Source organism: Olivibacter sp. EAT-5, assembly GCF_044784325.1.
Taxonomy (GTDB): Bacteria; Bacteroidota; Bacteroidia; order Sphingobacteriales; family Sphingobacteriaceae; genus Olivibacter; species Olivibacter oleidegradans.
Genome location: NZ_CP173028.1, coordinates 1,498,171 through 1,511,104 on the forward strand (window position 1 = coordinate 1,498,171; position 12,934 = coordinate 1,511,104).

Here is a 12,934-nt window from a genome sequence, read left to right on the forward strand (position 1 = left end):
GGAAGAAAGTGACAAAAAAAAGTTCTTTTTTTAAAGCTAAATCCCTGCATAACAAAACAAGTTTTTGCAAGTACCCTTATTTTGTATAAGTTTGCGCAGCATTTTTTGATTTTTTAATTTGTTCTAACATGAAAACTACCGCCCTCACGGATTTACACATAGCGCTCGGTGCTAAGATGGTACCCTTTGCAGGCTACAACATGCCCGTACAATATACGGGTATCAATGATGAACATCAAACGGTTCGTACCGGTGTAGGCGTGTTCGATGTAAGCCATATGGGCGAGTTCATATTAAAAGGAGAAAGAGCATTGGAATTAGTACAGAAAATAAGTTCCAATGATGCGTCAAAGCTTTTTGATGGGAAAATTCAATATGCCTGTATACCCAACGAAACAGGAGGTATTGTCGATGATTTTCTGGTTTATCGTATAGACGCAAAAACGTATTTACTCGTCGTAAATGCCTCTAATATACAAAAGGATTGGGACTGGATTTCAAAATACAACACCTTTGGTGTTGAAATGAAAGACATTTCTGATAAAACTTCCCTGTTCGCAGTACAAGGCCCTAAAGCGACAGAAGCATTGCAGAGCCTAACAAGCCTAGATTTGGGAGAAATGGAATATTATACCTTTAAAAAAGGTGTATTTGCCGGCATAGATAATGTGTTAGTTTCCGCTACAGGATATACCGGTGCCGGAGGATTCGAAATTTATGTTGACAATGAACATGCGAAAGAAGTGTGGGAGGCTATTATGAACGCCGGTAAGCCTTTTGGAATCAAGCCAATTGGTTTAGGGGCACGCGATACGCTACGTCTTGAAATGGGTTTCTGTTTATATGGAAATGATATCGATGATACCACTTCACCACTCGAAGCGGGTTTGGGATGGGTAACCAAATTTACAAAGGACTTTGTAAATGCTGAAAACTTAAAAAAACAAAAAGAAGAAGGAATACAGCGTAAATTAGTTGGATTTGAAATGATTGAGCGTGGCATTCCAAGACATGGCTACGAACTTGTTAATGAAAACGACCAACCAATTGGGCATGTTACTTCCGGCACCCAATCTCCAACGCTTCAAAAGTCAATCGGATTAGGTTATCTAAGTAAGGAATATAGCAAAGAAGGAACTGAAATTTACGTCAAAATAAGAGATAAAAAAGTAAAGGCTGTGGTAAGTAAGCCCCCTTTTATTAAATAAGCTGTCATTTACATCATCCGAAAAAAACATTTATATTTTGCTTGACCAAACTAAGGAAATAAACGTTTGCTTGAGCCCTGCGCTCATTCATTTACACGACATCAGAAATAGCATTGTGGTGGTGATCGATATTTTTAGAGCTACTACCTCTATGTGCTACGGATTGGCCAACGGAGCTGAAGGGATTATTCCTGTGGCGGAAGTATCTACTTGCGCTATTTATAAAGACCATGGATATTTACTTGCTGCCGAGCGAAATGGTGAAGTAGTAGATGGTTTTGATTTCGGCAATTCTCCGTTTTCTTATGTTAGCGAGAAAGTCAACGGCAGAACCATTGTATTGACTACTACCAACGGTACGAAGGCTATTCACTTATCACGAGAAGCCAAAAATGTTGTCATCGGATCTTTTTTGAATCTTACCGCGCTTTGTAACTGGTTACGGCGACAAGATGATCCTGTCCTATTAGTATGTGCCGGGTGGAAAGATAATTTTAACTTAGAAGACACGGTCTTTGCCGGTGCGGTTATAAACAAACTGAAGGATAGCCATCAAAAAGGAGATGACGCAGCCATTGCTGCTGAAAATCTGTATCTAGCCGCGGCAAACGACCTGGCCGACTTTCTTGCTCAAAGTGCCCATAGTAAACGATTACAGCACTTAGGGATCCAAAAAGATATTGACTTTTGCTTACAGGTTGATCTGCTGAATACGATCCCGGTTTTAAAAGGAGATCGACTCGTGGTGTTAGAAAGCTAGCTGGCTAACTCCTTTAGCAAGGTTTCGCAACGCGCTACAATTATCTTATAGACCGGATCAAACAGGTTGTTATCATAGTACGGATCCTGCACAATATCATTTTCTAAGAAGAGGCTTACTTTTGCGCGATCGGCCGGCGAATGAGCCATCGCCAATACATCACGCAGATTATTCCGATCCATCACCAAAATCTTATCGTAATATTCAAAATCAATCCGATTAAATTGGCGGGCCCGCTGCCCGCTGATGTCGACGCCATATTTTTTTGCAATGGCTATTGATCTCTTATCCGGACATTCTCCAACATGCCAGTCTCCCGTTCCTGCCGAATCAATCTCCCAATCTAATCCTTTTTCTTTCGCTAAATGGGCTAATATTCCATGAGCTAGTGGAGATCTACAAATATTCCCCAAACAAACTACGAGTATTTTCATTTCTTAAGCTGTTAGCCTTCAGCTCTTAGGGATTAGCTAAAACCTAATGGCTAATACCTAGCCCCTAATAGCTTATTTAAAACTGCAATGTAAACACACTTCCTTTCCCTTCCTCCGAGTGGACGCTAATGTTTCCCTTATGCATGAGCATAATCTGTTTGCTGAGTGTTAAGCCAACGCCGCTTCCGCTTTTACGGGTAGTAAAGAAAGGAACAAAAATGCTTTCCAGCAAATCTTTAGGTATCCCCTTTCCATTATCCATCACCTTAATCTGTGGACTACCGTTATTTGCTAGCGCGGAGAGGCTAATATAAGGTTTCTCTATATCTTTTACTGCCTCCATAGCATTTAACAACAAATTGATAAGTACCTGTTCTATTAAATTGACGTCTAAGGATAATTGGAGGATGGGATCCTTCAGGATGATGTCCAGTTCAATATTTTTCTGAATAAGCGAAGGTTCCATTAATTGATAAAGGTTTTCGAACAAATCCGAGGCATAAACGGTTGTTAATTCCGGCTGAGCAATTTTGTTGAGGCTTCTATAAGTACTTGCAAATTTCAGCAAACCCTCGCTTCTTCTTTTAATCGTTTCGGTACCTAAGCGTATATCATCCAGCTCTTCGCTGTTTGGTAACGTTTCTAATCGGTTTTTCAAGGTATCAGCAAGGGAAGATATTGGCGCAATCGAATTCATAATCTCATGCGTTAAAACACTTAACAATTTTTGCCAAGCCCTCGATTCGGTTTCATCTAACGCCTCATTAATATTTTGGAAAGCTAATAACCGATAATGTCCTTCCGGTGTTTGAAAACTACTTGTAGAAAACTGAAGTTTGAGTACGCCTTTTGGCGTTGGTACTGTAAAAACGTCCGCTTTATCTGACGACACTTCCATTACTTTCCGATATAGGTCAGGATTACGCTTGTTCAATCCTTCAATAACGGAGATATAAGGGATATTAAATAATTCTTTAAAAGCCTCATTCATCCAAACGACTTTTCCTGTTCGCTCATCATAAGAAAGGATGGCAGTGTTCACTACTTCTAAAATAGTTTGCAGGTATTGGTATTGAGTTTCGCGTTCACTACTTATTTTTTTGAATACACCATTAATCTCATTAAAAGCACCACGAAGTGGCCTGATTTCAGGTCCGGCATTCTGAAGGGGAAAGAAGCGGGTAAAGTCGCGATAGCGGGCCGCTTCTGCGAATTCTTCCAGTTCTCTATAGGCGCGCAATTGCGAACGAAAGTTTAAACTAAGCATCCACAAGGACACCGGAAGAACCAGCAATGCATAAAGGTAATAACCGGTAAGAAGCAACCAGCATAACAGACCAATGATAAGAAAAAGTAAAAACGCTCTAAACGTAATTAAAAGACGCAAACGGTTCATTAGATATTATACTTGCTTAATCTTCTATAAAGAGCCGTACGTGTTAGTCCTAACTCCTGCGAGGCTTTGCTAATGTTACCATTGTGTTTTTCGATTACCTTCATGATCGCATTTTTCTCCATTTCACTTAAATTATAGGCATCATGCTCTACTTTTGCCTGGCCGCCGGCCTGCTCAATCGGAGAGAATATAATGTCTTCTGCGTTTAAGGTCTCACCGTCTGACATAATAATTGCCCGCTCAATGCTATACTGTAACTCGCGAACATTCCCCGGATAATGATAATTTAAAAGCTTGTCTTCTGCACGTTTATCCAAGTCGGGAAACTGCTTTGCATATTTAGAGGCATACTTTTTCATAAAATGGCGAGCCAAAAGTAAGATGTCGTTTCCCCTTTCTCGCAAAGGTGGTACTTGCACTTCCACGGTATTGATGCGGTAGATTAAGTCTTTTCGGAAGCGACTTTCGTTAGCCAATGCCACTAGCGGCACATTAGTAGCACACAATAAACGTATATCAACAGGAATTGGTGTATTACTTCCCAGTGGAATAACTTGTCTATTTTGAAGCACACTTAATAATTTTGCCTGCTGCTGTAAAGAAATGTTTCCGATTTCATCTAAAAATAAAGTCCCTTTATCAGCTGCTTCGAAGCGTCCTACGCGATCTTCCCTTGCATCTGTAAAAGCGCCCTTTTTATGGCCAAAAAGTTCACTTTCAAAGAGTGTATCCGTCAAAGCGCCAACATCAACTTTTACATAAGGCATTAAAACCCGCCTAGACTCACGATGTATCATGTCAGCAATTACATCTTTCCCTGTTCCATTTTCACCCAGGATAAGAATATTGGCATCTGTTGGTGCAATTTTCGTGATTTTATGCATCAGGTTTTTCATTACTTCCGATTCACCGATAATGTCACTTTGCGCAACTTGTGGTGTTTCCGACTTCTTTTTGCCCGGCTTTTTATTTAAGATATCTCCGATTACTTGTAGCAAATGTTCATTCTGCCATGGCTTTACGATGAAATCGGTAGCTCCCTGCTTTAATGATGTAACCGCTAAATCAATAGCACCATAGGCGGTGATCATTATAACAGGCAGCTCCGGACGGAGCGACTTAACCCGATTTAACCAATACAACCCTTCATTACCGGTATTGATAGCACTCTTGAAGTTCATATCAAGTAGTACCAAATCAATAGGCTGTCTCGACAGGATGGCAGGAATATTCTCGGGGTTTTTATCTGCAATCACTTCACTGACTTCTCTTTTTAACAGCAATTTGACTGCCGTTAATACATCAGGATCATCGTCAATAATTAGTATTCTGGCGTGTTTCATGCTAGCATTTAGTTTTTAGCGATTAGTTATTAGGGGTACAGAGTATTTGCTATTAGGCATTAGTTTTGGTTAACTCTAATAGCTAAAGGCTATATGCTAACACCTAATCGCTCCATCTTGTAAAGATATAACTATACCATTATTATTAAAAGACTGATTATCAGAAAAAATGTTACAAAACACTTTATGTACGCTGTACGCAAGCGCACATAAAGTGTACGATATCGGACAGTACCAAAACCGAAAAAACACGTAAAAAGCTGATTATTAGCAGCCTATTTTTATGGCACAAGCTTGTATAGTTGTTAAACGAGCAAAAAGGATATTTTCTTGCCGTATAAAGAATAAAAATGGACAGAGCACTACCAAAAAAGAAATGGAATAATAAGCGGATAGCTACCGTTGCAGGGATTGTGGGCATTGGTGCCTTGATTTTCTCTAGCTATTATTTTACCTCGGGAAAATCAAAATTAAATGTTGACGCAGAAAGAATAACTATATCAGAAGTATCCGAAGGTCCATTCCGCGAGTTTATCCCCGTAAACGGTATGGTCATGCCAATCAGTACCATTTATCTGGATGCTTCCGAAGGGGGACGCGTAGAGGAAAAATTTGTCGAAGACGGCGCCATCATGAAAAAAGGCGATCCCATTATGCGTTTATCGAACACGGATTTGGAATTGAGCTTGGTCAATCAGGAAACACAGGTATTAAACTTGCTAACGCAATCTCAGATATCTCAAACAAACGCGCAACAAGCGTCTATCGCTACGCGCAACCAAATGGCAGAGGTAGAAAACGGCTTTAAGGAAGCAACCCGAGAATTTAATCTAAAGAAACATTTATACGACCAAAAAGCAATTGGTCGGCAAGAGTTTGAAAAAGCGCGTAACGAATATACTTATCAGGTTGAACGCATGAAATTGAGTAGAGAAAACCTGCACACCGACTCTATCCGGACGCAGCAATCATTAAGAGAAAGCCGTGAAACCTATGAACGGACACGCAGTGCGCTTGACTTAATGCGTCGTAAAGTAGGCGATTTGATTGTTAGGGCGCCGATAGATGGCCAATTAACAGCTTTTGATGCAGAAATTGGACAAAAGAAGAATCCGGGCGATCGATTTGGCCAATTAGATGTGCTGAGTGGCTTTAAGGTAAAGGCTGATATTGATGAGCATTATATTTCACGTATTTATCCGGATTTAGATGGTGAATTCACCTTGTCGGGTAAAACCTATAAGTTACGCGTTAAAAAGGTCTATACACAGGTCGCTAACGGCAGATTTCAAGTGGATATGGAATTTGACGGTGAAACGCCAAAAGGCATCAGACGTGGACAAACGTTGCAAATACGTTTAGCTTTAAGTGATGAAACAAAAGCAGTGTTGTTACCAAAAGGCGGATTTTATCAACAAACAGGCGGAAACTGGGTATTTAAGTTGAGCTCGGACGGCAAAACAGCTTACCGCGCTGATGTGCAATTAGGAAGACAGAACCCAGATTATTATGAAGTGATTCAAGGTTTGAAACCCGGCGAAAAGGTGGTAACTTCCAGTTACGAAACGTATGATAAGGTGCAGGAGTTGGTGGTAAAATAGCGGATTAGGGATTAGGTTTTAGTCATTAGGCTTTAGCTTTTTTTTAAAACTATGAATAATTTTTCGGACCTCAGTAATTTGTTCCTGTAATGCTACATAAATAGATTCATCTATGAAACCAAGATCCTTAGATAAGAGAAGTTGGCAGTCGAGTTCTGCTGCAGATCCGGATGCAATGATGAGAAATCGATTAAATTGTAGGTGGCTTTCCTGCGCACTACCTTCAGCAATATTGGAAGAAATAGACAGTGCAGCACGACGCATCTGCGAAATTAACCCGAAAGCTTCTTCCTTTGGAAAAGATGAGGTGTACTTATAGATGTTAATAGCTAAGCAATGGCTTTTCTGCCAAACGATAAGTTTTTTAAAGTCGCACATGGTTCCAGAATAGATCGATAAAAAGATTTTACAAGTTAAGAAAATAAATAAAAATAGCAAGAGATCCTTGGGCTAACACCTAAATCCTAATTGCTAACAACTAATAAGAACATGATCAAAATAACTGAACTTCAAAAATTCTACCGTACTGAGGAAGTGGAAACGGTAGCGCTCAACAACCTAAGTATAGAAGTACAAAAGGGTGAGTTTGTAGCAGTGATGGGTCCTTCAGGGTGTGGTAAATCCACATTGTTGAATATTATAGGCCTTTTAGATGATCTAGACGAAGGCAGTTATAAATTCAATGATATAGAGGTGGCCCACTTTAACGAGCGGAAACGATCAGACTTGCGTAAACACAATATTGGTTTCGTTTTCCAAAGTTTCAACTTGATTGACGAGCTAACTGTATTTGAAAACGTAGAGCTCCCGCTGATTTATACGAAAGTGCCGGCCGCCGAACGCAAAAAACGAGTGGAAGAGGTGCTTGAGAAGGTACAGATTATGCACCGTAGAAACCACTTTCCACAGCAACTTTCCGGCGGTCAGCAACAACGGGTTGCCGTTGCCCGAGCGGTGGTTAATAATCCTAAGCTTATTCTCGCGGATGAGCCGACAGGTAACCTGGATTCAAATAACGGTAATGAGGTAATGCAGCTGCTTACTGAATTAAACGAACAAGGGACTACCATTGTAATGGTTACCCACAGCGAACATGATGCGCGTTATAGCGATCGCATTATCCGAATGCTGGACGGGCAAGTTGTGATGACTACGGTGGCGTAAAGTAGGGTTTCGGCTTTAGACCCTAGCAATTAGGGCTAAATTAAAGTTGACGGGCTGAAATCTGATTAAAAGGAATAGCTATGCTAAAGAATTACTTTAAAAGCGCTTTCAGAAGCTTGGCGAAAAGCAAGCTTTATGCGGCCATTAATATTATTGGCCTATCGGTAAGTCTAGCGGCTTCTGTATTACTTTTATTATGGGTTTGGGATGAGCTAAGTTTCGATCAGATGCACAGCAAAGGTGACCGAATTTTCAGGGCATCGGGCGCCATTGACAAGGAAATGACGAAAATATGGAGTACCTCTGCTCCTTTGGCTGTTTTCGGAAAAAATGAATTGCCCGCCGTAGAAGACGCCTGTAGAATCAATACTTGGCAGGAAACCTTAGTGGATTACAAAGGTAAGAAATTCAAAGAAAGCGTCTACTATGTCGATCCCAGCTTCTTTTCCATATTTGACTTTCCATTGATTGCAGGAAACGAAAAACAACCTTTTCCTGATAAACATTCTATTGTCCTAAGCAAGTCGCTAGCCGAAAAAATTTTCGGCAAAGAAGAAGCTGTTGGCAAAGTGGTAAAAGCGCTTGAGGGTATCAGCTTTCGGGTTTCGGGTGTTATTGAGGATATACCAAAAAATTCGAGCATACGTAATGATTTTTTCATTCCATTTGATCAATTAAATGAAGGTCGCGAGAGCAATCCAATCAACGCCGATTGGGGAAATTTTGGCTACGACACCTATTTTCTTCTAAAATCCGAAGTAAACGCAAAAGAAGTTGGGCTACAACTAGCCGCTCTTCATAAAAAAAATCAGTCGAGCGATTTCTTTAAAGACCTTGTCTATTTAATGCAGCCCTTACATAAAATTCATCTTTATGATCCCAAAGGAGACGAACAAGGCATGCGCCAGGTTAAAATATTTACCTTAATTGCCCTCGTAATTTTATTAATTGCCTGTATCAATTATGTAAACCTTGTTACAGCAAGGTCTGCTAGGCGAAGCAAAGAAGTAAGTGTAAGGAAAGTTGTAGGCGCCAATCGTACGCATCTGTTTTTACAATTCTTAACCGAATCACTGGTTGTTTTTCTAATCTCCATGCTCCTTTCCTGGTTGCTCAGCTTTTTAGCCATGCCTATCTACAACCAGTTGTCGGGAAAGGAAATGAGCTTTAGCTTATTTGATAGCCGCGTTTGGGCATTATTTGGTGCTGCCTTGATATTAGTATTACTAATGGCCGGAATCTATCCCGCAATAACACTATCACGATTTAATCCTGCTTTAGGACTTAAGGGCCTTTTGCCTCGATTGGGTAGCAGTGGCTCTTTCCGCAAAGTATTAGTTGTATTGCAATTCACCTGCTCCGTTGTCCTCATTGTTTCTACGATTGTTATTGCAAAACAGCTTTCCTTTATACAGAATAAAAACTTAGGGTATGACAAAGAGAATATTTTAACCTTCGGTGCCTATAATTTCGGAAAGCATTACGCTGCTGTTCGGAGCGAGTTGGAAAACAATCCAAGCATTTTAGGCGTAACGGTATCAAGCCAAGGCGTTATTGATCTCGCAAGCGCTACCGGGGACATTGTATGGGAAGGGAAACCCGATAATATGGGCAATTTTATGATCAATCAGATCTCCGCCGATCGAAATTTCCTACAGGTATTGAACATGAGGTTGGTTGAAGGAAAAGGCTTCTCGGGAACACCTGCAGATAGCGGTTATTACATCTTAAACGAACAGGCGATCGCCCAGATGAACATAGAAAATCCTGTGGGAAAAACCATTAGTTTCCATGACAAGCCTGGCATTATTGCAGGGGTTGTCAAAGATTTTCATTTCAAAAATATGCGAACTGCCATTGAGCCCTGTCTCATTTTTATGAACGAGAACTGGGGTTGGCAAGCGATGTATGTTAAGATAAAGCCACAACAAGCACAACAGGCGATTGCAGCGATAGAAACTTTATGGAAGAAATACAATGCCGATTATGATTTCAACTACCAATTCATGGATGAGGCTTTTGACAATATGTATAAAAGCGATATGCGCGCAGGCAGGCTATTCAACATCTTTGCGGGCATTGCGATTCTACTTTCTTGTCTAGGTTTATTTGGCTTGGTAACCTATACAGCTGAAACCAAGTTTAAGGAAATCGGTATACGTAAAACTTTAGGAGCCAGCGTAAGCAACATAATTTTATTGATATCAAAAGATTTCATGAAGCTGGTCGGCATATCGTTCATCCTGTCGTTTCCAATCGCCTGGTGGATGATGAGTAAGTGGTTAGAGAATTATGTGTATCGTACGGAGCTTCACGGTTGGGTTTTCATTGCCGCAGGACTTATAGCTTTTGCCATCGCTGGACTTACCGTTTGCGGACAATCGTTAAAAGCGGCAAAAAACAATCCGATAAAGGCAATTCGAACGGAGTAATGAGTTGCGGCTTTTAGCTGTTTTCCTGAAGTTATACGTTTTATCTGCTTGCGATAGGCAGCAGTTATACGTTATAAGTCAATTAACAGCGCTGACAACAAAGTTTTGGCCCTTTGACAGATAAGATCGAGATCAAGGGGCTGAATACTAACACCTAAAAACTAATGAGCTATGTTTAAGAATTATCTTAAAACTGTATTTAGAAATTTGTTTAACAACAAAAGCTATGCTGTTATTAACATAGTGTGGCTATCCGTTAGTTTAAGCGCTGTTATTTTAATAAGCTTATGGGTATGGGATGAATGGAGTTTCGATCGCATACATAGTAAAAGAGAACGTCTTTATCGAGTTTCCACAACCTTTGACATCCAGTCGAATAATGTTTTTCCCCAAACTCCACCGCCTTTGGCTATGTATGCTAAATCAAGTATTCCGGGCATTGAAGACGCCTGCCGTTTTTCAAATAGCGATGCAGTTATCCTACTACCTAACCAACAAGAAAAGTTCAGCGAACAGGGGCAATATACCGATTCCACTTTCTTTCAACTTTTTGATTTTCCTTTATTGCAGGGCGATCGTAGAAACCCGTTTCAGAATGACAATTCCATCATCATTTCAAAAAGTCTAGCGAAAAAGTACTTTGGCAAGGTAGATGCTATGGGACAACATATTCTTGTCGGCATTGATCCATTATTAAAAGAAAGTAAGCAGCCTTTTTTAGTGACCGGTATTATGGAAGACCTTCCAAGCAATTCGTCTATCCAAGCTGATTTTTTTATACCATTTAACTTACTTAAGAAGCGATTTAAAGATAATGATACCGATTGGGGCCATTTCTCTTTCCGTACTTATTTTTTATTACAGAAAAATACCAATCCTCAATTAGTCGAAGAACAGTTAGTTAAATTGCAGCAACAACAACGATCAGATGAGCTCTTCAAGAAACTAGTATATTTTCTACAGCCTATCGAGAAAATTCATCTTTATAACGGAGATGGAACCGACAACGGTGCACAACAGGTTCGAATTTTCTCCTTAATCGCTTTTGTTATCTTATTCATCGCGTGCATAAACTACTTAAACCTCGTTACAGCACGTTCGACCAAAAGAAGTAAAGAAGTAAGCGTACGAAAAGTTATTGGTGCAAATCGTTTGCATCTTTTCTTACAATTTATTGTTGAGTCGTGTGTCGTATTTGTTATTTCAATTCTCTTAGCGACTTTATTTATCTACCTCTCCACGCCGTATTATAACGAACTATCTGGAAAAGAGCTATCTTTTAATTTAAGCGATCCACGTATTTGGCTCATCTTTAGTGGCGCCTTATTGATAACGGTACTATTGGCGGGTATCTACCCGGCCCTCGCTTTATCTGCTTTCAAACCCGTGCAAGGCCTTAAGGGCGTTATCGGTAACATAGGTAAAGAAACTTGGTTGCGAAGAACACTGGTTATTATACAGTTTACAAGTACAGTCATCTTAATTATCACTACTTTCATAATAAGCAGACAGATGATCTATATTCAACAAAAGGATATGGGTTATCAACAGGAAAATGTATTTGTTTTTCCCCAAATTAACTTTCTTCATCACTTCGAGTCCATTCGCACAGAGTTGGAGCGTAATCCGAGCATAAAAGGTATCACATCGGCCAGTTCCATTATCAACGATATCGGAAGTAGCACAGGAGACATTGATTGGCCTGGTAAGTCAACCAAGGAGGCCCAATTTATGGTTAATAACATGGTAGTGGATCATAAATTTCTGCATGTTATGGGGATGCAATTACTAGCCGGAAGAAGCTTTTCAGGTCGGTTGGTCGACTCCAGCTACATTATATTAAACCAAACGGCGGTACGCGAAATGGGATTAAAGGATCCGGTTGGCAAAACGATTAGCTTTCGTAACAGTCCGAGAACGATCATTGGCGTTGTTAAAGATTTCCATTTTCAAAACCTACGGGAAAGAATCCAGCCTTGTATTTTATTTTACGATACGAATTGGGCCTTGGGAGGCATGTATGTTAAAGCGAGCGCCGGTAAAACGGCTGAAGCCCTTGCTTCTGTAGAAAGATTATGGAAACAATATAACCCCGAATATGAATTTCAATATGAATTTCTTGACGCAAGATTTGATGAGTTGTACAAAAGCGATATTCGTGCAGGCAAGCTGCTGAATATTTTTGCATGTATCGCTATTTTGCTCTCCTGTTTAGGCCTGTTTGGCTTGGTCACTATAACTGCCGAATCAAAAATAAAAGAGATAGGAATTAGAAAGACTTTGGGAGCAACGATACTCGATATTATGCTGCTTGTTTCCAAAAATTTAATCGCACTAGTCAGCCTTTCGATAGTCATTGCTTTTCCTTTGGCTTACTGGCTAATGAAGAGATGGTTAAACAATTATGCTTACCACACCGATATTTCTCTATGGGTGTTTGTCGGTACAGGTTTACTGGTTGCTATTATAGCCCTCCTTACGATCTATAACAAAGCGTTAAAAGCCGCCAGAAATAACCCGGTCAATGCCATACGTACGGAATAAAGGTATAGGTTTACAGTAAAAGGCAGAAAGCGAATGAGTAATTATAAATATA

Annotated in this window: 10 protein-coding genes; 6 read left to right on the top strand and 4 right to left on the bottom strand. The window is 40.1% G+C overall.

All coding sequences use genetic code 11. The features are described from left to right. Window positions 1–128 precede the first annotated feature (128 nt). On the top strand, window positions 129–1,208 hold the full coding sequence (gene gcvT, locus ACH11B_RS06060; protein ID WP_013664465.1) for a glycine cleavage system aminomethyltransferase GcvT: 1,080 nt from the start codon (window positions 129–131) through the stop codon (window positions 1,206–1,208). Between the two features lie 37 nt (window positions 1,209–1,245). Beyond that, complete coding sequence (locus ACH11B_RS06065; protein WP_013664466.1) at window positions 1,246–1,968, top strand: 2-phosphosulfolactate phosphatase; 723 nt, start codon at window positions 1,246–1,248, stop codon at window positions 1,966–1,968. Here the strand turns inward: ACH11B_RS06065 and ACH11B_RS06070 are convergent. The 3 genes from ACH11B_RS06070 to ACH11B_RS06080 form a co-directional block, all read right to left on the bottom strand. Further along, window positions 1,965–2,402 carry a low molecular weight protein-tyrosine-phosphatase gene (locus ACH11B_RS06070; RefSeq protein ID WP_377610052.1) on the bottom strand — a complete coding sequence of 146 codons (438 nt, stop codon included), beginning with the start codon at window positions 2,400–2,402 and terminating at the stop codon, window positions 1,965–1,967. The genes ACH11B_RS06065 and ACH11B_RS06070 overlap by 4 nt on opposite strands. Window positions 2,403–2,478: 76 nt before the next feature. After that, a complete protein-coding gene (locus ACH11B_RS06075) occupies window positions 2,479–3,798 on the bottom strand; it encodes a PAS domain-containing sensor histidine kinase (RefSeq protein ID WP_013664468.1) in 1,320 nt (439 codons plus the stop codon). Then, complete coding sequence (locus ACH11B_RS06080; protein WP_013664469.1) at window positions 3,798–5,141, bottom strand: sigma-54 dependent transcriptional regulator; 1,344 nt, start codon at window positions 5,139–5,141, stop codon at window positions 3,798–3,800. Before ACH11B_RS06080 ends, ACH11B_RS06075 begins: the two co-directional genes overlap by 1 nt. A 350-nt stretch (window positions 5,142–5,491) precedes the next feature. On the opposite strand from ACH11B_RS06080, the gene ACH11B_RS06085 reads away from it, so the two are divergent. After that, entirely contained in the window at window positions 5,492–6,742 is a 1,251-nt protein-coding gene (locus ACH11B_RS06085; protein WP_013664470.1) for an efflux RND transporter periplasmic adaptor subunit, read from the top strand. 18 nt (window positions 6,743–6,760) lie between these two features. Here ACH11B_RS06085 and ACH11B_RS06090 read toward each other — a convergent pair whose 3' ends face one another. Continuing rightward, a complete protein-coding gene (locus ACH11B_RS06090) occupies window positions 6,761–7,120 on the bottom strand; it encodes a four helix bundle protein (protein ID WP_377610055.1) in 360 nt (119 codons plus the stop codon). A gap of 111 nt (window positions 7,121–7,231) precedes the next feature. Between ACH11B_RS06090 and ACH11B_RS06095 the strand changes: the two genes are divergently transcribed. From ACH11B_RS06095 to ACH11B_RS06105, 3 genes are all read left to right on the top strand, one after another. Beyond that, on the top strand, window positions 7,232–7,906 hold the full coding sequence (locus tag ACH11B_RS06095) for an ABC transporter ATP-binding protein (RefSeq protein ID WP_013664472.1): 675 nt from the start codon (window positions 7,232–7,234) through the stop codon (window positions 7,904–7,906). 80 nt (window positions 7,907–7,986) lie between these two features. After that, complete coding sequence (locus ACH11B_RS06100) at window positions 7,987–10,338, top strand: ABC transporter permease (protein ID WP_377610057.1); 2,352 nt, start codon at window positions 7,987–7,989, stop codon at window positions 10,336–10,338. A 171-nt stretch (window positions 10,339–10,509) separates the two neighbouring features. Then, window positions 10,510–12,882, top strand: a complete 2,373-nt coding sequence (locus ACH11B_RS06105; RefSeq protein ID WP_377610059.1) for an ABC transporter permease — start codon at window positions 10,510–10,512, stop codon at window positions 12,880–12,882. The last annotated feature ends 52 nt before the right edge of the window (window positions 12,883–12,934 follow it).

Excerpts from the sequence above, each read along its gene's own strand:
- ACH11B_RS06095 (WP_013664472.1), top strand. The coding sequence starts at position 7,232 with ATGATCAAAATAACTGAACTTCAAAAATTCTACCGTACTGAGGAAGTG.
- ACH11B_RS06085 (WP_013664470.1), top strand. The coding sequence starts at position 5,492 with ATGGACAGAGCACTACCAAAAAAGAAATGGAATAATAAGCGGATAGCT.
- gcvT (WP_013664465.1), top strand. The coding sequence starts at position 129 with ATGAAAACTACCGCCCTCACGGATTTACACATAGCGCTCGGTGCTAAG.
- ACH11B_RS06090 (WP_377610055.1), bottom strand. The coding sequence starts at position 7,120 with ATGTGCGACTTTAAAAAACTTATCGTTTGGCAGAAAAGCCATTGCTTA.
- ACH11B_RS06100 (WP_377610057.1), top strand. The coding sequence starts at position 7,987 with ATGCTAAAGAATTACTTTAAAAGCGCTTTCAGAAGCTTGGCGAAAAGC.
- ACH11B_RS06070 (WP_377610052.1), bottom strand. The coding sequence starts at position 2,402 with ATGAAAATACTCGTAGTTTGTTTGGGGAATATTTGTAGATCTCCACTA.
- ACH11B_RS06105 (WP_377610059.1), top strand. The coding sequence starts at position 10,510 with ATGTTTAAGAATTATCTTAAAACTGTATTTAGAAATTTGTTTAACAAC.
- ACH11B_RS06080 (WP_013664469.1), bottom strand. The coding sequence starts at position 5,141 with ATGAAACACGCCAGAATACTAATTATTGACGATGATCCTGATGTATTA.
- ACH11B_RS06075 (WP_013664468.1), bottom strand. The coding sequence starts at position 3,798 with ATGAACCGTTTGCGTCTTTTAATTACGTTTAGAGCGTTTTTACTTTTT.